The sequence below is a fragment of the Roseateles sp. YR242 genome (assembly GCF_900109745.1).
Taxonomy (GTDB): Bacteria; Pseudomonadota; Gammaproteobacteria; order Burkholderiales; family Burkholderiaceae_C; genus Roseateles.
The window spans coordinates 465549-491490 of the sequence record NZ_FOAV01000002.1; the positions used below are offsets into that span (position 1 = coordinate 465549).

Below are 25942 nucleotides of genomic sequence, written 5' to 3' on the forward strand. Positions count from 1 at the left end.
AGTCTACTGAACTCCGTGGAACGCTACGGGACGAACCGGATGGCGCCGAACAGCCGCCGCAACTTGGCCGCCCGGCTGGCCGCCACGAACTGCTGGGCCCAGGCCAAGCGCCCGAGCAGTGGGGAGCGCAGCGCGCCGTCCACCGCGGCTTGATGGCTCAGCCGGTGGAGTTCGGCGCGCAGGCGGTCGTAATCCGGGCGGGACAGATTGGGCTTGAGGTTCACCACCACCCCGGTCACGGTCTGTCGGCCACCCGCGCGCATGAGGCGTGTCTTGTCCCTGCGCAGACGAAAGCCCTCCTCTTCCACGATGGTCCGCACCCAGGCATGCAAGGCCGTTGGCGCCAGGCGTGTGTCCCGCGAGCCGGAGAACACGAGGTCATCCGCATAGCGCGAATAGTGCGCACCAAAGCGGTAGGCCAAGCCTTCCAGACGCAGGTCGAGCGAGAAGGTGCAGAGATTGGCCAGGTGCGGCGAGGTGGGCGCGCCCTGCGGGAGGTGGGGCGAGGCCAGCCGCTTGGCCCCGTGGAAATCGATGGCCCCGGCGTCACGCAGACGCTCCCGCACATTCACCGGTGTACGCACAGTGCAGAGCGTGGTGAGCCGGTCCGCGACGCCCTCCGCATAACCGAGCGTGCGAAACAGCGCAGCGATCCGGGCCCGTCCGATGCTCGGGAAAAAGTCCTGCAAGTCCAAGCGCAAGACCCAGTGCTGGCCCGTGTGCGCGGCGGCATGGCTGGCCACGTTGCGCCCCGTCACGAAACCATGCGCGGCCTCGTGCACCGGCACGCGCGCCAGCAGCACGTCCAGCAGGCGGCGCTGCACGGCCTTCAACGCCGGCATGGGCGCCTCGATCAGCCGCATGCCTTCGCGGCGCTTGGGCACCAGCAGCGAGCGGTAGTGGTGCGTGGCGCGCACATGGGGCCGAAGCGGCGTGGCCACCGCATCACGGTAGTGGTGGGCTCGGCCCGCCAGCACCTCCAGCATGTCCAGGTCGATGCCCAGGCCGTTCGCAAGGTCCGGCAGGGTGTGCCAGACGGGCAGTTCCAGCGCCTCCAGGGCGTACGGCCGGGCGGTCATGCGTGCGGGCCTCAGCAGGAGCCGGCGCACCCTGGGCGTGGGGAATGGTTCGCCGTCAGGGTCCTCCTCCGATTCGTCATCGGGGTCACCATCCCCTCTAACGTGGGCCCACCCGAAGAATTCATGCATGGATTCCAGATGGTCCGCCAGGGTGTGGGTCGTGAATCGGTCCCACTGGGGCTTCGTCATGCGCGCCAGCGCCTGGCACAGCGCGCGCAGCCAGGGCACATGTTCCTTCCCCAGGCATTCACTGGTGCGGCCCAGGAGCGCATGCGCCTCACGCCCTTGAGGCTGGTCGTCGTCGGCCTGAATCGCGCGGGCCAGGGCGAGTGCGATCCAGCGGTGATAGGTGAGCGGTGCCGCCAGCGTCATGGTGCCAACCGTGCAACAAGGTGGAATATCGGGTGACTCCCACCCCACCAACCGGCCGGTCTGGCGATGTTCTGGAATGCGCGGAGCGCACGTCGGAACTCGCGCCGGAATGAATCACTATGGACGATGCCCCGGGGATTCCCCGGGGCCCGGAAGCGTGAGCCTCCGACATGCTTGGCAGGGCAGGAGTCGCGGCGATTATGGCGCCTACACTCGTTGGCCTGTGACGCTGTGGAGCAAGACATTGAACAACAACACAAGACCTGACACCGATGGCTTGACCTCCAGGGCCGCAAGCACCACAGCGACAACAGCGGCCGCAGCCGTTGGGGGGGCCGCCAGTACCGCCGACGTCATCGTGATCGGCCTGGGCGCTTTTGGCAGCGCCACGGCCTGGCAGCTGGCGCGGCGTGGCGCCAAGGTGATCGGCATCGACCGATTCCATCCCCCGCATGACCTGGGTTCCAGCCACGGCGCCACCCGCATCACGCGCCTGGCCGTTGGCGAAGGGGAGGCCTATGTACCGCTGGTGCAGGCCTCCCACCGCATCTGGAAAGAACTGGAGGCGGCCCATGGCGAAGCGCTTTACCTGCCCACCGGCGGGCTGATCATGGGCGCGGCCGATGGTGGTGCGCAGCACCACGGCAAGACGGACTTCGTGCAGCGGACCATTGGCCTGGCGCGCCAGTACGGCATCACGCATGAGCTGCTGCAACCGGACGAGGTTCAGGCGCGTTTTCCGCAGTTCCAGCTGCGCGGTGATGAGCTGGCGTATTACGAGCCCGAATCGGGCGTGCTCAAGCCCGAGCGATGTGTGGCGGTGCAGTTGGAGGCGGCGCGCCAGCACGGTGCCGCCCTGCGCATGGGCGAGCAGGTGCTGGCGATCAGCGAGACACCGGGCGGCGTGACGGTGCGGACCGACAAGGGCACCTACTCGGCGGGCCAGGTGGTATTTGCCGCCGGCCCGTGGACACCCGGCCTGGTGGGCGATGCCTACCGCGCCCATCTGCGTGTGAAACGCCAGGTGCTGTTCTGGTTCCGCCCCACCGAGCCGGCTTTGTATGGCTCGCCGGGCTGTCCGATCTTCATCTGGATGCACGGCCGTGGGGACGAGGACTATTTCTACGGCTTCCCCATGGTGGACGGCCATGCCGGCGTCAAGGTGGCGTCGGAGCAATACCTGAAGGACGCGGATCCGGACCAGCTGCAGCGCAGCGTCTCGCCGGAGGAGCGCGAGACCATGTTCCAGACCCATGTGGCGGGCCGGCTGCGCTCGGTCACCAGCGAGTGCGTGCAGGCCGTGCCCTGCATGTACACGGTGAGCGATGACTCGGGGTTCATCGTGGATGCCCACCCGACGCTGGCGCGTGCCGCGGTCATCTCCGCCTGCTCCGGCCACGGTTTCAAGCATTCGGCGGGCCTGGGTGAAGCCGTGGCGCAGCACGTGCTGGGCGAGGCGGGGGCCCCGGACCTGTCGGCCTTCCGGGTGTCGCGGTTTAGCTAGATTCCCTAGGGAAGCATCGCTCCCGCGAGCCGTTGTGCAAAGCTTGCCTGGCCGGCACAAGGCTTGCCCTGTCCGGCGCATGCGGCCCTGATCGCCGCCGCCACAACAGTGCATGCACGATTTTGAATGGATCATCGCGCTCCTCATGGGCGCCGCCCTTCTGGCCATGCTGGCGCGGCGGATCGGTGCGCCCTACCCTGCCCTGCTGGCCCTCGGTGGCATGGCCCTGGCCTTCTGGCCCGGCAGCCCCAAGTGGACGCTGGACCCTGAGCTGGCCCTGACCCTGTTCGTTGCGCCGGTGCTGATGGACACTGCCTACGACGCCTCACAGCGTGACCTGCGGGCCAACTGGCGGCCGGTGGCTGGCCTGGTGCTGGCCGCCGTCGGCACCACGGTGATTGGTGTGGCGCTGGTGTGCCGCTGGCTGATCCCGGCCATGCCCTGGGCCGTGGCGGTGGCCATTGGTGCCATCGTGTCGCCACCCGATGCCGCCGCCGCCACGGCCGTGATGCGCCAGCTGCATCTGCCCTACAAGGTGCTTAATATCCTGGAGGGGGAAAGCCTGCTCAACGACGCCAGCGCGCTGATCATCTACCGGCTGGCACTGGTGACCATGATGGCGGGCCCGTTGAGCTTCGGCACGCTGGCACCGATGCTGCTGCTGACGGTGTTCGGCAGCATCGCGGCGGGGGTGCTTTGCTCCTACCTGCTGCGCCCGCTCACCGGCGGCACCGAACACGCGCCCACCGCGCTGATCATCCAGTTCTCGTGCACCTTCGGCGTGTGGATTCTGGCGGAGAAGGCCGGGCTGTCCGGCATCCTCACCGTGGTGGCCTTCGCCATGGTCAGCGCGCGGCGCGGCGGGCCCACCATGCCGGCGCGCCTGCGCGTGCCCATCTTTGCGGTCTGGGAGACCGTGGTGTTTGTGCTCAACGCCTTCGCCTTTGTACTCATCGGGCTGCAGCTGCGGCCCATCTGGCAGCGGCTGGGCGCCTCGGGCACGCATCAGGAAGCCGTGATCTTTGCGCTGGTGGTGCTGGGCGTCACCGTGATGGCACGTTTTGCCTGGGTCATGACTTACAGCGCCTTCACCGCGCGGCACAGCGGGCTGGCGCAGTCGGCACGCACCCATCCTGCCTGGGCGGGCGGCCTGGTGCTGTCTTGGGCGGGCATGCGCGGCATCGTGACGCTGGCGGCGGCGTTTTCGGTGCCGGAGCGCCTGCCCGATGGGGCGGCCTTCCCCTACCGCGACCTGATCCTGCTCAGCGCCTTCGCGGTGGTGTTCGGCACCCTGGTGCTTCAGGGCTTCACGCTCAAACCGCTGATCCGCTGGCTGCGCATGGAGGACAACGACCCGGTGGCGCAGGAGGTGCGCAATGGCCGCACCCAGATCTACCAGGCGCTGCTGGCCTCCATCGAGAACGATCAGTCCTTCCCGGCGGCGCTGCTGCGCAAGGAATACCAGGCCGTGGTGGACCTGAACTCGAAAGAGCATGTCACCTTGCCCTTGGACGAGGTGCCGGGCGGCCCGCTGCGGCGCCAGGCCATTGCCGTGGCGCGTGACAAGGCGGTGGAACTGCGGGAGCAGGACGTGATCGGCGACCACGCCTACCGCTTGTTGATTCAGGAGCTGGACTGGGCGGAACTATCGGCAGGGGGAAATGTGGAGGACTGAGGTCAGACGGTCTCGTCACCCGTGAAACCACACGCTTCCATCGCCAACAGGCTCGTAATAGGCTTCAGGTCACCCACAGCACGCTGGCACCGGCGTGCCCTTCAGCATCCCGCCCCCCTTTTGACCGAGGAGAAGCCCGATGACCGCAGAAACCAAGTGCCCTGTTGCCCACTCGACCTCCGGCAAGCCGCCCCAACGGCCCCGCACCAATGTGCACTGGTGGCCGGACCAGCTCAACCTGGGTGTGCTGCACCAGCATTCCGAACTGTCGGACCCCATGGTGGAGGACTTCGACTACCGCAAGGAGTTCCTCACCCTGGACCTGTCGGCCGTCATCCAGGACCTGCATGCGCTGATGACCGATTCACAGGACTGGTGGCCGGCGGACTATGGCCATTACGGCCCCTTCTTCATCCGCATGGCCTGGCACTCGGCCGGCACCTACCGCATCTTTGACGGCCGCGGCGGTGCCCGCTCCGGCGAGCAGCGCTTCGCCCCCCTCAACAGCTGGCCGGACAACGGCAACCTGGACAAGGCCCGTCGCCTGCTCTGGCCGATCAAGCAAAAGTACGGCCGCAAGCTCTCCTGGGCCGACCTCATGATCCTGGCGGGCAACGTGGCGCTGGAATCCATGGGATTGAAGACCTTCGGCTTCGGCGGCGGCCGCGAGGACATCTGGGAACCGCAGCCGATCGACTGGGGCCCCGAATCCACCTGGCTGGGCGACGAACGCTACAGCGGAGACCGGGAACTCTCCAATCCGCTGGCCGCCGTGCAGATGGGCCTGATCTACGTCAACCCTGAAGGCCCGAACGGCACGCCCGATCCGGCAGGGTCCGCGCGAGACATCCGCGAAACCTTCGCCCGCATGGCCATGGACGACGAAGAGACCGTGGCCCTGGGCGCGGGCGGCCACACCTTCGGCAAGGCCCACGGGGCCGGTGAAGCCCATCACCTCGGCGCGGAACCCGAAGGCGCCAACATCGAGGAACTGGGCCTGGGATGGAAGAGCAAGTTTGAAAGCGGCATTGGCGCCCACGCCATCACCAGCGGCATCGAAGGCGCCTGGACCCCCACCCCGACCCGATGGGACAACAGCTACTTCGAGACCCTGTTCGGCTACGACTGGGAATTGACCCGCAGCCCGGCCGGCGCCCACCAGTGGCGGCCGAAGAATGGCGCCGGGGCCAATACCGTGCCGGACGCCCACATCCCCGGCAAGACCCACGCCCCGATGATGACCACGGCGGACATGGCCTTCCGCGTGGACCCCGCCTACGAGAAGATTTCGCGGGCCTTCATGGCCGACCCGCAACGTTTTGCCGACGCCTTCGCCCGCGCCTGGTTCAAGCTGACCCATCGGGACATGGGCCCCAAGGTCCGTTATCTCGGCCCCCTGGTCCCCCAGGAGGACCTGCTCTGGCAGGACCCGATTCCCGCCGTGGACCACCCGCTGGTCGAATCTGCCGACGTGGCAGCACTGAAAAAGACCGTGCTGGCGTCGGGCCTGACGCCGCAGCAGTTGATCAAGGCGGCCTGGGCTTCGGCCTCCACCTTCCGTGGCACCGACCTACGCGGTGGCGCCAACGGCGCCCGCCTCCGCTTCGCCCCGCAAAAGGATTGGGAGGTGAACGAGCCCGCCGAGATTGCGCAGGTGATCGGCAAGCTCACCGAGGTGCAGCAGCAGTTCAATGCCTCGGCGTCCGGTGGAAAGAAGATCTCGCTGGCCGATCTCATCGTGCTGGGCGGCACCGCGGCGGTGGAGGATGCGGCCCAGCGTGCCGGCCACCCGGTGTCGGTGCCCTTCACGCCCGGCCGCATGGATGCCCTGCTGGCGCAGACCGATGTCAATGCCTTCAAGGTTCTGGAACCTGCGGCGGACGGCTTCCGCAACTACTTCCGCGTCGGTCCGGAGCCCAGCGTGGTCACTGCGCTGATCGACCGCGCCGCGCTGCTCACGCTCACCGCACCGGAAATGACTGTGCTGGTCGGCGGGCTGCGGGTGTTGGGTGCCAACGTCGGCCAGTCTCCGCTGGGGGTCTTCACCCGCCGGCCCGGCCTGCTCACCCCGGACTTCTTCGTCAACTTGCTGGATATGCGTACCGCCTGGCAGCGCTCGGAGACCACAGCCGGCGTGTTTGAAGGCCGGGACCGCAAGACCCAGGAGGTCCGCTGGACGGCCACGCTGGCGGACCTGGTCTTTGGCTCCAATGCCCAGCTGCGCGCCCTGTCCGAGGTCTATGCCTCCAGCGATGGAGAAGCCCAGTTCGTCACCGACTTCGTGGCGGCCTGGACCAAGGTGATGAACCTGGACCGCTTTGATCTGGAGCGTCAGGGCTGAAGTGGCGGCACAGGGGCGGTGGCACGGTGGCGACGCACTGGCCGGCGCCGACTACCGCGCCGCCCCGCTGTCCCGGTGCCGCCGCCGTTGCTATGGATAGAACGTGATGCTCAGCGGCGCCGCCGATGCGACCGACTGTCCGGTGTCCGTGATCCGGCCCGTGGCCGCATCCAGGCTGAACAGGTTGACGGTGTTGCTCTGCTGGTTGGCCACCAGCAGCCAGCGTCCGCCGGGGTCCAGCGCAAGGTTCCAGGGCCGGTCGCCGCCCGCCGGCAGGCGCTGCACAAAGGCCAATTGCCCCGTGGCGGGATCGGTGCGAAACACCACCAGCGTGTGCTCCCCACGGTCGGCCACGACCAGGAACCGGCCGTCCGGCGTCAGCACCATCTCCGCGCTGCTCTTGGCGCCCTGAAAACCCTCGCTGCTGATGGGCACGGTCTGCCGCAAGGTCAATGTGCCGGCAACTTCATTCCAGCCTGCCACCAGCACATCCGCACTCAACTCATCCAGCACATAGGCGGACTGACCCTGCGGGCTGAACAGCACCCGCCGCGGTCCGCTGCCCGGCGCCACCGGGAATGAGCGTGGCGTCACGCCATCGTCAGCCGCCAGCCGATGGGTCGCCCGGTCGAAGGGATAGACGAACACCCGGTCTGCCCCCAGATCCGGGACCAGTGCAAACCGGCCGGAGGGATCCAGGGTCACGCCATGCGCATGCGGGCTGGCCTGCCGGCGGTGGGGCCCGGAGCCAATGGCCTGCCGGGACGACACCAGTTCCTCCAGCCCGCCGTCCGGCTTGATGGCCAGGCTCACCGCCGAGCCGCCGCCGAAGTTGGCCGCCAGCAAGGTGCGCGAGACGGGGTCGAGCGCCAGATGCGTCGTGCCCGCGCCTCCCGCACCGAGCTCGTTGAGTTTGCTCAACGCGCCGGTCTCGGGCTGGACCGCATACGCCAGCACCTTGCCGGGCTGCCCTTGCGCATCACTGGCCACGTAGAGCAGCCCCCGCTGTGGATCCGACACGGCCCAGCGCGGGCGCGGCAACTCGGCCACCGTGCCCAGCACCGACAGACGACCTTGGGCCGTATCCAGACGAAGGGCCTGGATCTGCCCGCCCTCCTGACCGATATAGACCAGCGTGGTTCCGCTTCCAGCGTTGGCGCCATGGAGCGAGGCACCGGCGCCGCCGCTCATTCCAGCGGCCGAGCCCGGGCGCAATAACCCCACCGGCTGCCCCGCCTGCTGCCCCGCCTGCCGCCCCGCCGCCTGCCCCGACTCCGCCACGCTGGGCGCCACACCGCATCCAACCGCCAGCGCCGCAGCCACCGCCAGGCCCGCAAGCCCGTCGGTCTGCCGGCTCAGCCATCGGACGGCGGGCCAGCGGCCGCTGCGGTCTTCTTCCATGGAATGCCGCGCCATCACTTCGGAATGTAGAGAGGCATGGCCTCTTCCCAGAGGGTATCGGTGATGGGGCGCTGCTGGCTGCCATCCGCATTCATGACCCAGTTCTGGCCATCGGGCTGGAAGGTGTCGTCATACAGCGAGACCTCGTCCCTGTAGCCATACCGCCCGCTGCTGAAGAGAATGCGGCCATCCCAGGTCCACACCGCATGGGCGTCATTGGCGCCATGCGTCGTCAGCCGCGCCAGCCCGGTCCCGTCGGGCTTGATGGTGTAGACGTCATAGTTGAACTTGTTGGAGTCCGTCGGGTCGTACTGCTTGCGGGTGAAGACGATGCGCTTGCCGTCCGGCGACCAGCCCGGGGTGTTGTCCGGCTCGGTGGTCAGGACCGTGGTGGCGCGTGTGTCCAGATCGATGATGCGCAGGCCCTTGACGGTCGGGCTCCAGACGCGGAAGACGATCTTCCGGCCGTCCGGCGAGTAGCTGGGGAAGCCGGAATTGATGGCGCCGTCGGTCAGTGCCTCCGGCACACCGTTCATGCTGCCGTCCGCCTTGATGCGCATGATGCGGCCCGGCCCCGCCGCACGTGTCAGGAACCACTGCCCGACCCCAAAGGCCACCCACTGGCGATCCGGCGACCAGGTCGGCTGGAACGCACCCGCCAGGCCATGCGAGATCAGCACGGGGTCCAGCCCGCTGGTGGCCGGGTCATAGATGCGGGTGTAGCCCGAGAAGTCGCTGGCATTCATCACGGCGACCGACGAGTTGAGTGCCTTCTCGGTATAGACCAACTTCCGTCCATCCCGCGAGAGCTGCGGAAACACGTCCAGGTATTGATAGCGCCAGCGGTTGTCGAAGCTGTAGAGCGGCGTGCCGTTGGCGCGCGATGGGTCGAAGGCGACTTTCTCATAGACCAGCTTCGTGCCGTCCGCCGAATAACGCGGCGAGCGGATGCCGGTGCTGGCCGTGGAGCGGAAGCCGCCCTCGGTGGTGTAGAGCCCTTCAGTGGCGCCGCCCTTCACGTGGTAGGCGATGTTGGTGGCGCTCAGGTATTGCGGGAAGACCTTGTAGCCGGCCGAGCTGGTCACCGTGGTCTTTTGCAGCGTGGCCAGGTTGACCGTCACCAGCTGGGAGCTGACCGCATTGATCAGCTCCGGCCGGCGTGCGCCCCAGGTGGCCTCCTGGGTGGACTCGTAGAAGGTCAGGCTGCTGCCATCGGGTGACCAGGTGGGCGAGCCATCCAGGGAGCCCGGGTTGCTGGCCACCTGCCTGAAGCCGCTGCCGTCAGGCCGGATGACATAGATGCCGCTGGCCTGCGTGCGCTCCCAGCCGTTGGGCAGGTCATGGCCGCGCCAGTCGGTGCCGATGTCCGACGAGAAGGCCAGCCACTTGCCGTCGGCCGACCAGGCCGGCCGGAAGTAGCCATGCGGCTTGCTGGCGTCGAAGGGCAAGGCGCCGGTCACGTTGCGCAGGGCACCGGTCAGGACGTTGAGCGTCCAGATGTTGGCGGTGCCGTAGTCGTTGGCGCCGCTGCGCGAGGACACGAAGGCGACCACATGCGGGTCGGTGGGCGACACGGCGGCGGCATCGTCCACCGCGATGTGGTCGGTGAGCCGCTGCAGACCGGTGCCGTCAGTGCGCACACGATAGAGATTGGACTGGCCCAGACCGTCCCGCTCGGAGGTGAAGTACACCCACTGGCCATCCCGCGAGAAGCTCGCGTGATAGTCAAACCCGGGGGTGGACAGCAGCTTGCGTTCCGCGCTGCCGTCGGCGTTGGCGATATAGAGCTCGGACGAGACCGGGCCCACGCGGTTGAGGATGAGCGTGCCGTCACTGCCGCTGTTGCCGCCGTGGGCCAGGGCAGGCGCGCAGAGGCTGGCGGTGCAGATGACGATCGATGCGGTGATCGATGCGGTGACGGATGCAGTGAACGACGTGACGCAGGATGTCGCGGCGGATGCCCGCAGGCGTTTCAAATACATGGATGTCCCCTTGGTTGGCGCGATGAACGCTGGTCTTATGGCGATGTATTTGCGTGAGCGCAAGGGTGTCGGCCAATGCTCTCGACGGGCCACAAGACTAGGGGAACGCGGACGCCAAGGCCCTGCACAAATCCAAGCTTCGTTGGCACATTTCTCGCCCGTGGAGCGGGAGCGAACCCTGACCGCTGACCGGCCACACCAGGGGTCCGTGGTGACGCCAACGGCCAGGGGTGACGGCGATAACCCGGGGTGACGCCGCCAGCCCGGAGTGGCGCCGATGCTGAGGCGTGCCGGGTTACCGGCCGCCGTGCGGCTGCGCGCGTGCAGCAGCGCGGAACTGGCTGGGGGACTGGCCCACTTCCTTGCGGAAGAAGCGCGTGAAGTAAGCGGTGTCCGAAAAGCCCAGCCAATAGGCGATCTGCTCGATGGTCATGTCGCTGAAGATCAGGCTGCGCTTGGCTTCCGTGATGATGCGGGCATGGATGAGCTTGTTGGGGCTGAGCCCCGTGGCCGCGACGCAGGCGGCCCGCAGCTGGTTCTCCGACACCGCCATCACGGATGCGTAATGCTGCAGCCGCAGGTTCTCGCGGTAGTGCTGGTCGATGAGGTCGCGGAAGCGCTCGGCCAGCCGGGTGGCCGTGCGTGTGGCGCCTTCGGTATCCGCCTCCACCAGCTCGGCACCCGTGCCACGCACCAGCGCCAGCAGGAGTTCGGTCAGCACCGCCTCGGTGGCGACGACGTGGCCCACGCCGCGTGTCTTGGCCTCATGGTCCAGCTTGGCGATGAGCGCCTGCATCTCGGCCGCCTCGGCCTCCTGGTCCATGGCGATGATGCGTGGGAAGTTCCACAGCTGGGTGAACTCCGGCAGCTTGGCATTGACCTGCGACAGGTAGGACACCTCCACGGTGATCACCCATTTGTCGACATCGCTGTCGTAGTCCAGGCCATGTACACAGTCGGTGGGCAGCAGCAGTGCGCAGGGCCCTTCGAAGGGCACGCTGCGTCCTTCCAGATTCATCAGGCCACGCCCGATGCGGATGAAGATGATCTGGCCATAACCCGGATGGGCATGCGGCTCGGTGCGCCAGCGCCCCCGATCGGTCACGTGGCCCACGTTGACGAACCACTTGTCCTGCTGCTCGGGCCGCTCCACGTAGAGCCGCACCTTGGGCACCGTGGCCGGTGCCCCCCTGTCCTCGGGCTGTGGGAGGCCCGGGTGTTTCGCCAATGCAAGGTGTGTCATGTGTCCTGACCTACGCTGATGCGGGGCGGTGTCTCCTTCCGCCGGAGGGCCAGTCTGGGCTTGCACGGCAGGCAGCCAGCTGGACCGAATGACTGATCATGCATCGGCGTACCGCCAGCACGTGCGCGGGCATTCCCTGGGCTTGCCCGCGCACAGTGCGTATCCACGCGTCAGGTGTCATTAAGGAAGCGCTGTATCACTCCCGTCACTCCCGCGAGCCGAGGCGTTGGGAAGACGTGGCGGAAGCTGCCTTCAGAACGAATGCGCCAAGCCCAGCTGCAGCGAATTCTGGCCGTGTCCGGGCAGTGGCCCGGTGGCATTGGAAGTGGCGGAGAGTGCCAGCGTGCCGCTGTTCTTCAGATATTCGTCCCCCAGGTAGATCGTGGTGCGTTTGGAGAACCAGTAGTTCAAACGGGCTGCCACCAGCACCGCCTTGTTGGGCGAGTCCTTGAACTTCAGCTGCGCCAGCATGCCGGTGATGACCAGCGGCTCCGAGAGATGGGTCTGCCCGGCCAGCCAGAACAGGTTGCTCCGGGGCGTGGTGCTGCCCTCGTTGTTGCGGCCCTGCCAGCCAATGCCGATACGGCTGTCCCCGGGCAGCTTCCAGTAGGCGTTCAGCAGCGTGCGGCTGTCGGTGAGGTCCGGGCGGGTCAGGCCACCGTAGGTGGCAGCGGTACCGCCGTACTGGCGCTCATAGCTGCTCACCACGCCCCAGGTGCCGCCGTCGTACTTCAGCATGGCCGACCATTCGCGGCACTGGGAAGCCTCGGCGGCCTCGCCCGCACAGCCGGTGGCCGCAGGGTTGGCGCCTGCGACCGTGTCGCGGCCCAGGCTGTAGGTCAGGCCGCCACTGATGGGACCCGAATCCGCACGCCAGGAAATGCCGTTGTCGATGCGGGCGTTGGGAATGCCGTTGTCCAGCGTGCCCAGGCCCTGCGAACCAGGGCTGTAGAAATCGGCATCCCAGGTGGCGTAATAACGCATGGCATACACGCGGCCCACGGCCACCGTGCCAAACGGTCCAGTCAGGCCCACATTGGCCTGACGGCCGAACATGCGGCTGCCCTGCCCCACCGTGCCCGTGTCGGCGGTGACGCCGGTCTCCAGCACAAAGTTGGCTTTCAGCCCGCCGCCGAGGTCCTCCGTGCCCCGGAAGCCCAGCCGGGACGGCGTCACGCCCAGGCCCACCCGCAGCTGGCCGCTCTCCTTGCCGCCTGCGTTGATGTGGCTGACCGATTCCACGACCTGGTCAAGGATTCCGTAGATCTGCACCGATCCGGTGGCGGGCGCGGACTGCGCCCACGCGGACGTGCTCCCCATGATCGCCGCGCCGAGGCAAAGCGAGGTCTTGTAGTTCATGTTGTCTCCGTTGGTTCTTGGTCTGCGGCCCGAGGCTTTCCGCCTTCATGTGCCGGTGATGCCGTGCCGCCGATGGGGCGGAACGAGCGGCCTCAGCCCAGGCTGCCCGTCACGTCGTCGAAGAGTTCGTCGACCTGCAGGCGGCGCGGGATGATCTTCTGGTCGAGCGCCCAGTCGATGGCGGTCTGCAGGCCCTTGCGGTTGGCCTCCAGCCCCAGCGGTGGAAAGATGGCCGGCGTGCCGCCGTCAGTGGCGGCACGGCTCTCGACGACCATCCGGTAGAGCTCACGCACGATGTCCGGGCGCTGCTTCGAGATGTCCTGGTGCACCACGAACATGTGGTTGATGGGCACGAATCCCTCGCGGGCGTACCAGGCCTTGGCGGCGTTGTGCGCGTCCGGGACCAGGGTGCGCACACGCGGGTCCTTGGGCATGTCCTCGCCCAGCAGCGCCGCGTCCAGTTCGCCGTCCAGCAGCATCTGCGCAATGTTGGCGCCCTTGGGCAAGCGGATGCAGTTGGCGGGGTCGGTGTATTCGGCCAGGTGGCCTTCACCCAGCGTCATCCAGGTCACCTTGTCCAGGTCCACGCCGTACTCGTGGCGCAGCACGCCGCGGATCCACAGGCCCGTGGTCTGCGCATAGGTGCGCACACCGACGCGGCGTCCCTCGATGTCCTTGGGGTCCAGGTGGCCGAAGTCGATGTTGAAGCCCCCGCAGTGATGCTGGAAGCGGCCGGAGATGGGGGCGGGCAGCAGCACATACGGCTTGCCGTAGGCCTTGGCCTGCAGGTAGGTGACGATGGCGAGTTCACCGGCATCAAACGCGTTCTCGCGCACCATCGCCTTGAAGCCGTTGTGTGCCGGCGTGGGGCCGCAGAAGTCCAGCCGGACGATGTCGGAGCGGACCCGTCCGTCCTTCATGGCCTTGGTGACGGGATAGTCGGCCAGGTTGGTGCGCAGGGTCGGGATGTCGGTGAGGATGGCGCTCATGGTGGAGGTCTCCGGGTTCCTGAAGGGGGCGGGTGAAGCGGCGCGCAGGCCGGGAGCGATCGGCTCAGAGCCTGACCTCGATCAGGCGCGGGCCCGGTTCCCTGACGGAATCGACCAGCGCCTGGTGGAAGCTCTCGGCCGTTTCCACGGCCACGCTGGGCACGCCCATGCTGGTGGCCATGGCCAGCCAGTCGATGCGGGGGCGATCGATATCGATCATCGACAGCGCGCGTGCGCCGGGCACCCCGGCGCCCATGTTGCTGTACTCGGCCTTGAGAATGGCGTAGCTGTTGTTGGCGAAGATGATGGTGGTGACATTCAGGCCTTCACGCGCCTGGGTCCAGAGCGACTGGATGGTGTACATGGCGCTGCCGTCGCCCACCATGCAGAACACGCGGCGGTCCGGGCAGGCCAGCGCGGCACCGGTGGCCACCGGCGTGGAATAGCCGATGGAGCCGCCCATGTTGTTGATCAGGTCGTGCGGCTGCGCGCCCATGGTGTGGCCCATGGACTCGCGGCCGGTGGTGAGCGATTCGTCCACGACGATGGCGTGCGCCGGAATGGCGGCGGCCAGCGCATGGGCGATGCTCAGCGGGTTGAGCGCGCCGCTGGGCACGGCGGTCTGCACACGCTGTTGCACCACAGGTGCCACGTTCCGGGCACCCAGCGCGTCCAGCAGCATCTCGAACGCCAGCGCGCTGTCCTCGTCGGCTTCCACCAGCGGGTGCACCAGGGTGCCCTCCGCCTTGAGCAGGCTGGGCTGGTCCGGATAGCTGAAGAAGGCCACGGGCTCCCGGGTCTCGACGGTGATCAGGTGCTTGAAGGGCTTCAGGAATGCCGTGGCCTGCGCCACCGCATAGGGAATGCGCTCGATGGGCACCCGCCCCGCCCCGCGTTCGATTCGTGCCGTGAAGAACTGCGAACCCAGGCGTGCGCCCGTGGCGGCCGCCACGCGTCCGGCGCGCTCCAAGGCGTCGCCCCGCGTGGCCTTGTTGGCCAGGATGATCAGTGTCGGCTCGCCCGAACGCAGCACCCGGGCGATATGGTCGATGCGGGCCGCGTTCGGGGCCTTACGGGCGTTGTCGGCGTTGTCGGCGCTGCCGGGCTTTCGTCCAGGCGCGGTCTTGGGTGGCAGCACCGGCGCTCCGGCTTCCTGCCAGGACGCATCGCCAGGCAGGATGAGCGTGGCAATCTTTCCCGGATGCTCAGAGGCGACGGCCACGGCCTGCGCGGCGTCCCACGCGATGGCGGGTGCCGAATCCGCGCGCCGGACCCAGTGGCTCAGCGGCCGGGCCAGGCCTTCGATGTCGGAGGTCAGAGGTGGGTCGTACTTCAGGTGGGCGCTGGAATGCTCGCCGATAATGTTCACCATCCCGGACGCCGCGCGTTTGGCGTTGTGGATGTTGGCCAACCCATTGGCCAGGCCGGGCCCGAGGTGCAGCAGGGTCGATGCCGGCGTATCGCGCATGCGGTACCAGCCGTCCGCCGCGCCTGTGGCCACGCCCTCAAACAGGCACAGCACGCTGCGCATGCGCGGGTTCTCCAGTGCCGCGAGGAAGTGCATCTCCGACGTCCCCGGGTTGGCGAAGCAAATGTCCACCCCCTGATCCACCAGCGTGGACACCAGGCTCTCCGCTCCATTCATATCGTTCTCCAAAAAAAGAGGCCATTGCCCCCAAGGCCAGCACAGCGCCGCCGTCCCTCAAGCGGCGCCCGTGGACCGGCTTTGTTCGTCCACTGGGGGGAGCCCCTTGATCTCCGCTCCATTCAAAAAAGGGCCATCCCCTCCCAAGGCCAGCGCAGCGCCGCCGCCCCTCAAGCGGCGCCCGTGGACCGGCTTTGCCGGTCCATGGGGGAGCCCCTTGATCTCCGCGCCATTCAAAAAAGAGGCCATCCCCTCCCAAGGCCAGCGCAGCGCCGCCGCCCCTCAAGCGGCGCCCGTGGACCGGCTTTGCCGGTCCACTGGGGGAGCCCCCTTGAGGGGGCCGGCGTAAGCCGGTAGGGGGTGGACCCTAATAACTTGCCACCTCGCGAGCGAGGCCAACGACGCCGTAAGTGCGTTGCGGCGCCGACAGCAGGAAGCGGTAGCCCTCCTCCAGCAGCCGCTTGTGGTTCTTCGCCGTCACATGCGGATTGCCCACCACCACCTTGTGCCGGTGGCAGGTCTCGACGATGCGGCGCATGGCGTCCACCACTTCCGGGTGCTCGTACTGGCGCGGGAACCCCAGTTCCTGGCTGAGGTCCCCCTCGCCGATCAGGATGAACCCGATGCCCGGCACGTTGGCCAGGATGTCGTCCAGGTTCTCGATCGCCTGCGTGCTTTCGCACATCAGGCCCACCAGGATCTCGCCCTGCGGGGCCAGCGGCCAGACGTCCGCCTTGGCGTAGTAATCGGCCATGCTCAGGCCCCAGTAGCGCGCGGCGGTGGCTGGCCCATCGCCACGCACGCCCTTGGGCTCATACAGGGGCGCGCCCTTGGGACGCGCATAGCGGCACGCGGCCACGGCGTTGTAGGCCTGCGCCACCGTGGCCACGTGGGGCCACACCACGCCATAGCAGCCGCGGTCCAGCACCTGCTTGGCAAAGGACTGGTTCATCTCCGCCCCGTTGGCCGGAATGCGCGCGATGGGCGTGACCTTGGGCGAGAGCGAGCCACTGTCCACGATCTGCTTGCGGCTGAGCATGTACTGCAGCGCGTCACCCAGCGCCGAGACGTCGTAGGGGTTGTGCTCCATCTCGAAGACGATGCCGTCGTACGGGGCATCGCTCATCTCGATGGCGGTCTGCTTGTCCAGCTTGGAGAAGGCCGCAAATGCCGGCTTGCCGGCCTCCAGCGCGCGGATGATGTTGTTCAGTCGGGTGTCGGACATGGGAGTCTCCTGGTGATTCGGGGGGCCTGGGGGATGCCGGGCTCAGCGCGAGGCGTCCCAGTACATGAAGCCCATGCCTTCGCCGGTGCCGGCGGGTGTGCGCCAGCAGGGCACGTAGTCCACGACCGTCATCTCGGCGCCCGTTTCTTGCAGGGCCTTCATCACGCTCACGTAGAGCTTGATCTCCGAGGTTCCGGACTGGTAGGAGCGGTCGTCCACCGCCGCCAGGGCGTCGTAGTCGTAGTCGGCCAGCATCTTCATGATGCGGTGGTCGAATTCCTCGTCGTTGACGAAGTGAGAGAGGCCGCCGGACGCGATGATCCCGACGCGCACATCGTCCGGCCACGCCTTGATGGCCTCGCACAGCACCCGCCCGAATTCAATGCAGCGCGACATCGACGGCTGCGTCGGCGGATAGAAGCAGTTCATGATGACCGGCACATGCGGCGGCGGTTGGTCGCCCATGATCTGGTGGTAGACGAAGCTGTACGCATGCGGCACCACCGGATAGTCCGGCAGCGGCTTCATCCACACGTTGTCCGGCCAGGCGAAGAGGTCGGTGAGGTCGAAGCCTTCACGCTGGAAGCTGTTGATCAGATAGGTGGCCAGTTGCGGATGGCACTGGTGCACCACGTGGTGGTCCGGTGCGTAGACCGATCGCTGCGGCGGCCCGTTGTGGACCTCCTGGCCGCTGTAGATGGCGATGGAGGGCGAGAAGTCGGTGAAGATCTCCTTCTGGTCCTTGCCCAGGATGATGGCCACGTCCACGTTCGCCCGCTGGTAGGCCCGGGCCATTTCGTCCAGCGCGGTACGGCACCGGTCGGCACGGGCGGTCCGCTCCTCCAGCGTCAGGAACTTCTCGAACTGCGCGCCGCGATGGGCCTCCAGCTCGGGGTAGGTCCAGGTGCGGTTGCGGAACCAGAGCTCGGGATTGTTGCGGTCCCGCTCGCCGTTCTTCAGCCAGTCTTCCGGCGCCTGGCCGAGCATGCCGCTGTGGGGCACTGCCATCCCGAATACGATTTTTGCCATGTGCTCTTCAGCCGATTGGATGTTTTTGACAAAGCAACGCCCTGCGGCGGCGAGGGCGCGGCCGTGACGTTGGTGAGTGGATGGGCCTGGGTTCTGTCCTGTTTCCGGTCCTGTTTCCGGTCCTGTTGCCGGTCCTGTTTCCCGTCCTGAGCCCCGCCCCTTGCGCCTGGGCGTGCGGCGTCAGCGGGGCACGGGCGGTGCGTTCAGGATGGGGGGCGTGTCGTCGAGGGGGGCAGCGGGCTCCTCGCGAACCTTCGGTGCCCACTGGGGCCGCAGCAGGATGGCTGTGGCCGCCGCACCGATGATCAGGAAAACAAAGATGGCCATCATGGGCAGGTCGTAGTTGCCCCCCACATGCAGCAACCAGCCAGAGAGGCTGGCGGCCACCCCCCCGGCCAGGCTGGTGGCCACCTGCTGCACACCGGTCACCAGACCGATGGCCTGCTTGGGGATCAGCGTCAGGCGGCTCAGCGCGAGGTTGTTGGCCGTGGCCAGGCCCAGGAAGGACAGCGAGAAGACATTCCAGAACAGCGCCATGTCCAGCGTGCTGGCATAGGCCCCCAGCAGCACCGTGCAGCCGCCGACGAAGCCCGAGATCACAAACGCCTTGCGGACGAACACCGCATTGCCGCCGCGCGCAATGAGCCGGTCTGCCACCCAGCCCGCAGCCGCCGCCACGATGGCGATGCCTGCGAAGCTGAAGAAGGTGTAGAGACCGGACTCGCCCAGCGACAGGCCACGCTGTTCCACCAGGTAGGCCGGCATCCACGTCATGCAATAGAACGTGAAGTAGCCGTAGCAGAAGTTGTTGATCATGCCGCCCCACACCACCGGGCTGGTGAGGATGCTGGACAGCGTCACCGACCCGGCACGGCGCTTGGCCACGGCCAGTTCCTCCCTGGAGGGAAAGTCGTTGCGCACCAGGCCGAGCCAGGGCAGCAGCCACACCATGCCCACCATGCCGGTGGCGATGAACATCACCTGCCAGGAATGGTTGACGATCAACCAGGCGCCCACGGGGGCGCCAATGGCCGGGCCGAACTTGTTGCCCATCGCAAAGATGCCCACCGCCAGGCCGTTCTGGCTTTCGTCGAAGTGGTTGCGGATCCAGCGATAGCTGGCCGGGATCACCACCGCTTCTGCCGCGCCGATGATCAGCCGCATCACGATCAGCGCGCCGAGCGCCGACACCGCCCCCATCAGCGCCGTGGCCACGCACCACAGGGCAAAGCAGATGGCGTAGGGCCACTTCACGCCATAGCGGTCCGCCACCCAGCCCATGGGAATCTGGAACAGGCCATAGGACCAGAAGAAGGCGGAATTGATCCAGCCCCGGTCCACGCTGCTCAGCGCGAACTGCTGCACAAAGGACTTGTCCGCCAGCGCGGAGGAGATGCTGGTGCGGTCCACGAAGGAAATGAGCACCCCCAGGGCCAGCAGGGCCAGGACGGTCCAGCGGCTGGAGCTGCTCATCGGTGCTTGGTTGGTCTCCATGTCGGTCCTGGGCGCTCAGGCCAATGCGGGATAGAGCAGCTGCGCGGTCTTGCCGAAGATCCATTGACGGTCCTCCTCGCGCAGGCTGGCCAGCCCCTCCTGCGCGGTGGCGAGGATCTCCCCAAGCGTGCCGGGCGAGGTCGGGAAGTTGGAGCCCCAGGCCATGCGGCTCGCGCCAAACGCCTCCACCACGCGCGGGAAGAAGGTCTCGGCACTGGCCTGGTCCTTCTTCACGTCCGCGAAGATACGCGGCGTGAGTTTCAGGAAGATGTTGGGAATGTCGGCCAGGGCCCAGAGGCTGTCGGCCCTCTTGTAGGGCGGGCCATCCAGCACATCGGGTCTTCCGAGGTGGTCCAGGATGATGTCCACCTGCGGGAACTTCTTCGCCAGCAAAGTGACCTGGGGCAGGCCGATGGGGCCGGTCTGGATGCACATGGGCAGGCCCAGTTCGGCCAGCATCTCCCAGGCGCGGAAGGACTGGGGGTTGTCCAGCTCGCTGGGGTCGAAGTCCTTGGTGGAACCGCCGGTAAAGATGCGCAGCCCGGCCAGGCCCTTGTCCGCCCAACGCTTGATGACGGTGGCCACGTCGTCGGCCAGCATGTCCACCGAGCCGACGGCGACCAGCCGGTCCGCATACTGGTTGCAGCCGTCCACCACATAGGCATTGTCGAAGCCATAGGTCGTGGAGGAATGCACCACGGCAGCCTTGGCCACGCCGGCCGCATCCATCGCCTCGATCAGCGCCGCCACGGTGCTGGGGCGTTCCTGGGACCATTCCGACCGCTTGCCGAAGAGCGGCGCTGGCGGATAGCGGGTCTCATCGTCCGAGATGATGTGGGGGTGAATGTCGATGTAGGTCATGGCCTTCCCTTACTGCCCGCGGGCGCGCAGCAGCGCGTCCAGGCGGGGGTACACGCGGCGGGCATTGAGTTCGTAGATGGCGGCGCGGTCTTCGGCATCCAGTGCGTCGCAGGCGTCGATGTAGCGCTTGGTGTCGTCGAAGTACTCGCCGGTGTTGGGGTCGCGGCCCCGCACGGCGCCGATCATTTCGGAGCCGAACAGCACATTGCTGGTCGGCACCACCTTGGTCAGCAGTTCCACCCCGGGGTGGTGGTAGACACAGGTGTCGAAGAAGACGTTGTCCAGCAGGCCCTCCAGCGGCCGCTGGGCGATCTCCAGCGACATGCCGCGATAACGGCCCCAGTGGTAGGGCACCGCGCCACCGCCGTGCGGGATCACGAACCGCAGGGTCGGGAAGTCCTTGAACAGGTCGGCCTGCAGCAGCTGCATGAAGACGGAGGTGTCGGCATTCAGGTAGTGAGCACCGGTGCCATGGAAGCAGGGGTTGCAGGACGCGGCCACGTGGATCATGGCGGGCACGTCCAGCTCGCACAACACTTCGTAGAGCGGGTACCACTCACGGTCGGTCATGGGCTTGCCGGTCCAGTAGCCGCCGGTCGGGTCCGGGTTGAGGTTGCAGCCCACGAAGCCGAGCTCCTCCACACAGCGGCGCAGCTCGGGGATGGAATTTTTCGGTGGCGCCAATGGCGATTGCGGCAGCTGGCACACCGGGACGAAGTTGTCCGGATACAGGTCACAGACACGGCGGACCAGATCGTTGGACACCTCGGCCCATTCCAGGCTGGTGCGCTCGTTGCCCAGGTGGTGGCTCATCAGGCCGGCAATGGGCGAGAACAGTGTCAGGTCGCTGCCGCGCTCGCGCTGCAGGCGGAGCTGGCCGTTGCCCACACCGTCGCGGATCTCGTCGTCGCTCACATGCGCGCCGGACCGTGGTGGTGCGTTGGCAGGGTCGTTGGCGGCGGCCACCTGGCGGGCGCGCCAGTCACGGAAGGATGCGGGGACGGTCGTGAAGTGACCGTGGCAATCGATGATCATGGTCGGTTCCGATGGAATCAGCGGGCGGGGTCGACAAACAGCTCGCCCGTGGACATGCGACGCGGCGTCAGGCCCTGCTTGAAGGCGGTGGCCTCCAGCGTCTCGATGGTCCGGAGGTTCTCCTGCAGGCCATAGGGCAGTGGGTCATGGCCGACGATCTTGCGCAGGTCCGCATATTTCCGGTCGCCGGGCGTGGTGGCCTGGCCGGCGTCCAGGCGGGCCAGCCACGCCTGCTTGGCTTGATCGAAGGCGTTGAAGATCGACTGGGCAACCCACGGGTGCTCGGCCAGCACCGAGTCCTTGACAACGATGGTGCCGTGCATGGGGTAGACGCCGGTGCGCGCGTAGTACTCGGCTTCCAGGGTGGCGGCATTGGGCAGCAGGTCCGGGTAGTCGGCCTCCACCTCCTTCCATCCGCCCGTGGGCGCTCCGGTCCGGCCGATGCCGGCGGCGGCCGCGAACCCGGCGGCCAGTTCCCCCTGGGCCATCATGTCCGCCAGTGAACGGCCAGCGGGCGCATGGATGACGTTGGGCGGCAGCTGGAGTTGGGTGACGTGTTCCTCATCGTCCACCACCCAGGTGACCTTGGCGGCGTCGAGACCGAATTCGTCAATCAGGACCTGGCGCGTCCACACCCCGGTGGTGACGGAATAGGCCCGCACGCCCACCTGCTTGCCTTCCAGGTCCTTGGGTGTGCGGATGCCCGCGTCCGGGCGTACCAGCAAGCCGCTGTGGTGGAAGCGGCGCACCACGAAGATGGGCAGCGCCACGAAGGGCGCGCCGTAGGCGCGGGCAATGATGTAGGTGGTGGGCGCGAGTTCGCAGACGTCGAACTCGATATCCCGCACCATGCGGCGGAAGGCGCCGATCTGGGGCTGGACGGTGATGAACTCGGCGTCCACGCCCTCGATGGGAATGGCGCCGCTGCGAATGGCCGAGGTGTGCGGGTGCTCGGCGATGGCAATCTTGAGATGGACTTTTCCAGCCAACGTGCTTCTCCTCTAAGGCTTCCAACCAGCCGTCCGAAACGCTTGCAAAGAGACGTTTCGGACGTGGTGCGATGATTGGAAGATTAGGGAAAAGGCGTCGATCTGCCTCTATACAAAAAGGAGATTCGCTGGCACTTTTCTTTGGCCGATGGTCCGGGGGGGCATGGGAATGGCCATGGCCTGGGGCGATCGGATCGCGCCAGGCGCGGGGGAGGACTCAGGCGGACAAGGCCTTCATCTCCCGATACAGATCGGCCTTGCCCTCGAAGCCGATGCCCGGCAGGTCCGGCAGGGTGACATGGCTGTTCTCCACCTTCACCCCGTCAGGGAAACCGCCGAACGGTTGGAACAGGTCCGGATAGGACTCGTTGCCGCCCAGCCCCAGGCCGGCGGCAATGTTGAGCGACATCTGGTGACCGCCATGCGGCACGCAGCGGCTGGCCGACCAGCCGTGTTCCTTCAGCATGTCCAGTGTGCGCAGGTACTCCACCAGGCCGTAGCTCAACGCGCAGTCAAACTGCAGGTAGTCCCGGTCCGGGCGCATGCCGCCGTAACGGATCAGGTTGCGAGCGTCCTGCATGGAAAACAGGTTTTCGCCCGTCGCCATCGGGTTCTTGTAGTAGCTGCGCAGCGTGGCCTGCAACTCGAAATCGAGCGGGTCACCGGCTTCCTCGTACCAGAAGAGGTCGTATTGCGAGAGCGCCTTGGCGTACTGGATGGCGGTGTCCAGGTCGAACCGGCCGTTGGCGTCCACACAGAGCTTCTGGCCGTCGCCCAGCACACTGAGGATGGAGTCGATGCGGCGCAGGTCCTCATCCAGCGAGGCGCCGCCGATCTTCTTCTTCACCACCGAGTAGCCCCGGTCGATGTAGCTGCGCATCTCGTCCTTGAGCTTGCCGTGATCCTGGCCGGGGTAGTAGTAGCCCCCCGCGGCATACACAAAGACCTTGCGGTTGGGCTGCCCGTTGCCATAACGGTCGGCCAGCAGCTGGAACAGCGGCTTGCCTTCGATCTTGGCCACCGCATCCCACACCGCCATGTCGATGGTGCCGATGGCCACCGAGCGCTCACCATGCCCGCCGGGCTTCTCGTTGGTGAACATGGCGGCCCAGACCTTGTGCGGGTCCAGGTTGTTGCCGGTGGCGTCCACCAGCGAGGCGGGGTCTGCTTCGAGAATGCGCGGGATGAAGCGCTCGCGCATGAGCATGCCCTGCCCATAACGACCGTTGGAGTTGAAGCCGTAGCCGACCACCGGTTTGCCGTCGCGGATCACATCGGTAATGACGGCCACGAGGCTGAGCGTCATCTTGCTAAAGTCGATGTAGGCGTTGCGGATCGGGCTGCTGATGGGGAGGGTTTTCTCCCTGATTTCGACGATCTTCACAGAACTGTCTCCACGTGTGTTTCAGATGGCTCGCATGTTCCTCCCCGAGGCCGGTCGCCGGCCAATTCATTTTTCTTTAGGGCTTGATGCTTTGAAAGCACCGCCATGACGATGAACCTGACGTGGATCGATGATTTCATGGCGCTGGCCGCCTCTGGCAACTTCTCCCGCGCGGCCGAGGAGCGCCACATGACCCAGCCCGCCTTCAGCCGCCGCATCCGGGCGCTGGAGGAATGGCTGGGGGTGGACCTGTTCGACCGCAATACCCAGCCCGCGCGGGTGACCCCGGCCGGTGAATGGTTCCGCAAGGCCGCCCAGGACTTGCAGGCCCACGTCACCCGGGTGCCGCTGGAAGCGCGCGCCGTGGCGGAGGCCAGCTCACGCACGCTGCGGCTGGCCGCCACGCATGCGCTCTCCTTCACCTTCCTGCCGCGCTGGCTGCACACGCTGGAACAGCGCCTGCCCGTAGGGCCGGTACAGCTGGATTCGGATGTGCACGAGAAATGCGAGGCCCTGCTGCTGAAGGGGCAGGTGCAGTTCGTGCTGACGCATGGCCATGCCAGCGTGCGCGGTGCGCTGGACGAGGCGGGTTACCCCTTCGCCGTGCTGGGCTCGGACCGGCTGCTGCCGGTGAGTGCGCCAGACGCGGGCGGCGCACCCATGCACCGGCTGGTGGAGGACACCGTTGGCGGTGTGGAGGTGGCGGGAAAGCTGCTGACCTACGGCTTTGAATCGGGCATCGGCCGCTTGCTGCGTGAGCTCAAGGGCGCTCCCTATGCCCGGCTCGCCGCACAGGCAGGCATGACCGCGCAGTTGGCCTCGGTGCTGCGCACCATGGCCATGGACGGCCGGGGCCTGGCCTGGCTGCCCGAGATTCTGGTGAGCAGCGATCTGGCCAGCGGCCGTCTGGTGCTGGCCGCCGGCCCGGCATGGACAATCGACCTCGCGCTGCGGCTCTATCGTGACCGCGGCGCGCTGGGCGAGGCCGCGGACGCGTTCTGGGCCGCTGCGTCCCAGGCCACGGGCTGACGCTTATTGGCCTTTTTCGCTCCAGAGCACGCCACCCGTTGCCCAGTGCTCACGCGGCACTTCGAAGAACAGCACGTCCACGCCATCCGGGCTGCCGCCCAGCACCCGCACGCAGGCAGCGGTCAGTTCCTTGGCCAGTTCGGCCTTCTGTTCAGCCGTACGGCCGTCGAAAAGTTCAACACGCAGGGTGGGCATGAAAATCTCCTTGTGAGTTCGGGATGGAGGTGGGGTGTTGCGTAGCGGTGGTGCGGACGCGGCGGGTCATTCGCGAAATCCGGGCGAGCGCCGGTCCAGCCGCCTGAGCAGGGCGGGCCATTCCACATCGCCGTCCCACTCCGAGGCGTCCCCGACCCATTGGCGATGGGTGAGGCTGGCCAGCTCATGGTTGACGGCCTGGATACGCCCGCCAGTGGCGGCCATGGCCTGCAGCTGCGCCTGGGCTGCTCGCTCCAGGATGTGCATCAGCATGTAGGCCTCCGCCACGGAACGGCCCACGGTGAGGGTGCCGTGGTTCTCGAGAATGAGGCCATCGAGCGCGCCGAGATGGGCCACCAGCCGCTGCTGTTCTTCGGGCCCCAGCGCCAGGCCTTCATAGGGGTGGCGTCCGAGGCGGCCGTACAGCCGCATGGCCCACTGCGAGGTGGGCTGCAAGCCGCCGGGCACCATGGCGAGTGCCACGCCCCACGGCGCATGCAGGTGGACCACACACGCCACATCGGGCCGGCCCGCATGCACCGCGCCGTGGATGGCAAAGCCGCTGGGATTGACGCGGCGGTTCGTGCCGTCCACCACCCGGCCGTGCACGTCGACCTTCACCAGGTTGGACGCACAGACCTCGTCAAAACCCAGGCCGAATTCATTGATGAGATAGACGCCGGGCTCACCCGGCACGGTGGCGGACAGGTGGGTATAGACCGTGTCGTCCCATCCGGCCAGCGCCGCCAGCCGATAAGCGGCGGCAAGGTCCACACGGACCTCGGCTTCGGTTCGCGCGCGGGCAGGGGTCGAGGTGGACATGGCGGCTGCGGTCGGTCAGGGAGCCGTTATTGTGCAAGATGCGTTTGATCAGTCATGCCAGCCGGAGCAGGAGAAAAAACAGCTGTCGCACAGATCCCAGCCATCGGCGTCCCCGCGGTCGCCGGGTCGGGTGCGCCGGTAGAACCAGACAGCCAATGCCACCAGGCACAGCACAAAGACCGCCGGCCAGATCCAGCCTCGAAACAGCGCATGGGAGTGGATGTCACTGAGCCACCAGGACACAGCGGCGGTCAGAAGAATGAGCAGCAGGGATCTCATGGGGCGGAGG

General features: G+C 67.1%; 21 protein-coding genes. 4 read left to right on the forward strand and 17 right to left on the reverse strand.

The window, feature by feature from the left end; all coding sequences use genetic code 11:
• Nucleotides 1–23: 23 nt before the first annotated feature.
• Nucleotides 24–1451 (reverse strand): reverse transcriptase family protein, encoded by a 1428-nt coding sequence (locus BMY53_RS05715; protein ID WP_092944531.1) that lies wholly within the window; start codon nucleotides 1449–1451, stop codon nucleotides 24–26.
• A gap of 244 nt (nucleotides 1452–1695) precedes the next feature.
• Here BMY53_RS05715 and solA point away from each other — a divergent pair, with 244 nt between their 5' ends.
• The 3 genes from solA (at nucleotide 1696) to katG (ending at nucleotide 6971) form a co-directional block, all read left to right on the forward strand.
• Complete coding sequence (gene solA, locus BMY53_RS05720) at nucleotides 1696–2955, forward strand: N-methyl-L-tryptophan oxidase (protein WP_255370047.1); 1260 nt, start codon at nucleotides 1696–1698, stop codon at nucleotides 2953–2955.
• A gap of 112 nt (nucleotides 2956–3067) precedes the next feature.
• Nucleotides 3068–4630 carry a cation:proton antiporter gene (locus BMY53_RS05725; protein WP_092944535.1) on the forward strand — a complete coding sequence of 521 codons (1563 nt, stop codon included), beginning with the start codon at nucleotides 3068–3070 and terminating at the stop codon, nucleotides 4628–4630.
• Nucleotides 4631–4769: 139 nt separating this feature from the next.
• On the forward strand, nucleotides 4770–6971 hold the full coding sequence (gene katG / locus BMY53_RS05730) for a catalase/peroxidase HPI (protein WP_092944537.1): 2202 nt from the start codon (nucleotides 4770–4772) through the stop codon (nucleotides 6969–6971).
• A 90-nt stretch (nucleotides 6972–7061) separates the two neighbouring features.
• Here katG and BMY53_RS05735 read toward each other — a convergent pair whose 3' ends face one another.
• From BMY53_RS05735 to BMY53_RS05795, 13 genes are all read right to left on the reverse strand, one after another.
• Nucleotides 7062–8372 carry a lactonase family protein gene (locus BMY53_RS05735; protein ID WP_177200740.1) on the reverse strand — a complete coding sequence of 437 codons (1311 nt, stop codon included), beginning with the start codon at nucleotides 8370–8372 and terminating at the stop codon, nucleotides 7062–7064.
• Nucleotides 8373–8386: 14 nt separating this feature from the next.
• Nucleotides 8387–10354, reverse strand: coding sequence for a PD40 domain-containing protein (locus BMY53_RS05740; protein ID WP_092944541.1), 1968 nt, complete (start codon nucleotides 10352–10354; stop codon nucleotides 8387–8389).
• 295 nt (nucleotides 10355–10649) lie between these two features.
• Nucleotides 10650–11597, reverse strand: a complete 948-nt coding sequence (locus tag BMY53_RS05745; protein WP_092944543.1) for a helix-turn-helix domain-containing protein — start codon at nucleotides 11595–11597, stop codon at nucleotides 10650–10652.
• A gap of 252 nt (nucleotides 11598–11849) precedes the next feature.
• Nucleotides 11850–12956 carry a porin gene (locus BMY53_RS05750; RefSeq protein WP_092944545.1) on the reverse strand — a complete coding sequence of 369 codons (1107 nt, stop codon included), beginning with the start codon at nucleotides 12954–12956 and terminating at the stop codon, nucleotides 11850–11852.
• A gap of 92 nt (nucleotides 12957–13048) precedes the next feature.
• The gene (locus BMY53_RS05755) at nucleotides 13049–13945 is read right to left on the reverse strand and encodes a substrate-binding domain-containing protein (RefSeq protein ID WP_092944547.1); all 897 of its coding nucleotides are present in this window, start codon (nucleotides 13943–13945) and stop codon (nucleotides 13049–13051) included.
• Nucleotides 13946–14009: 64 nt separating this feature from the next.
• Nucleotides 14010–15590: an acetolactate synthase large subunit gene (locus BMY53_RS05760; protein ID WP_092944549.1), complete on the reverse strand. Its 1581-nt coding sequence runs from the start codon at nucleotides 15588–15590 to the stop codon at nucleotides 14010–14012.
• A 367-nt stretch (nucleotides 15591–15957) separates the two neighbouring features.
• A complete protein-coding gene (locus BMY53_RS05765) occupies nucleotides 15958–16815 on the reverse strand; it encodes an HpcH/HpaI aldolase family protein (protein WP_092944551.1) in 858 nt (285 codons plus the stop codon).
• A 42-nt stretch (nucleotides 16816–16857) separates the two neighbouring features.
• Nucleotides 16858–17844 (reverse strand): DODA-type extradiol aromatic ring-opening family dioxygenase, encoded by a 987-nt coding sequence (locus BMY53_RS05770; protein WP_092944553.1) that lies wholly within the window; start codon nucleotides 17842–17844, stop codon nucleotides 16858–16860.
• A 180-nt stretch (nucleotides 17845–18024) separates the two neighbouring features.
• On the reverse strand, nucleotides 18025–19338 hold the full coding sequence (locus BMY53_RS05775) for an MFS transporter (protein WP_092944555.1): 1314 nt from the start codon (nucleotides 19336–19338) through the stop codon (nucleotides 18025–18027).
• A 15-nt stretch (nucleotides 19339–19353) separates the two neighbouring features.
• Nucleotides 19354–20199: an amidohydrolase family protein gene (locus tag BMY53_RS05780; protein ID WP_092944557.1), complete on the reverse strand. Its 846-nt coding sequence runs from the start codon at nucleotides 20197–20199 to the stop codon at nucleotides 19354–19356.
• 9 nt (nucleotides 20200–20208) lie between these two features.
• Nucleotides 20209–21234 (reverse strand): amidohydrolase family protein, encoded by a 1026-nt coding sequence (locus BMY53_RS05785; RefSeq protein ID WP_092944559.1) that lies wholly within the window; start codon nucleotides 21232–21234, stop codon nucleotides 20209–20211.
• Between the two features lie 17 nt (nucleotides 21235–21251).
• On the reverse strand, nucleotides 21252–22223 hold the full coding sequence (locus BMY53_RS05790) for a PhnD/SsuA/transferrin family substrate-binding protein (protein WP_092944561.1): 972 nt from the start codon (nucleotides 22221–22223) through the stop codon (nucleotides 21252–21254).
• A 217-nt stretch (nucleotides 22224–22440) separates the two neighbouring features.
• Nucleotides 22441–23607: a mandelate racemase/muconate lactonizing enzyme family protein gene (locus BMY53_RS05795; RefSeq protein ID WP_092944563.1), complete on the reverse strand. Its 1167-nt coding sequence runs from the start codon at nucleotides 23605–23607 to the stop codon at nucleotides 22441–22443.
• Between the two features lie 105 nt (nucleotides 23608–23712).
• Between BMY53_RS05795 and BMY53_RS05800 the strand changes: the two genes are divergently transcribed.
• Nucleotides 23713–24636: a LysR substrate-binding domain-containing protein gene (locus BMY53_RS05800; RefSeq protein ID WP_310732099.1), complete on the forward strand. Its 924-nt coding sequence runs from the start codon at nucleotides 23713–23715 to the stop codon at nucleotides 24634–24636.
• Between the two features lie 3 nt (nucleotides 24637–24639).
• Here BMY53_RS05800 and BMY53_RS05805 read toward each other — a convergent pair whose 3' ends face one another.
• The 3 genes from BMY53_RS05805 to BMY53_RS05815 all read right to left on the reverse strand — a co-directional run bounded on the left by BMY53_RS05805 (nucleotide 24640) and on the right by BMY53_RS05815 (nucleotide 25932).
• Nucleotides 24640–24831 (reverse strand): 4-oxalocrotonate tautomerase, encoded by a 192-nt coding sequence (locus tag BMY53_RS05805; RefSeq protein WP_092944565.1) that lies wholly within the window; start codon nucleotides 24829–24831, stop codon nucleotides 24640–24642.
• Nucleotides 24832–24897: 66 nt separating this feature from the next.
• On the reverse strand, nucleotides 24898–25653 hold the full coding sequence (locus BMY53_RS05810) for a class II aldolase/adducin family protein (protein ID WP_092944567.1): 756 nt from the start codon (nucleotides 25651–25653) through the stop codon (nucleotides 24898–24900).
• 48 nt (nucleotides 25654–25701) lie between these two features.
• The gene (locus tag BMY53_RS05815) at nucleotides 25702–25932 is read right to left on the reverse strand and encodes a hypothetical protein (RefSeq protein ID WP_092944569.1); all 231 of its coding nucleotides are present in this window, start codon (nucleotides 25930–25932) and stop codon (nucleotides 25702–25704) included.
• Between the last annotated feature and the right edge of the window lie 10 nt (nucleotides 25933–25942).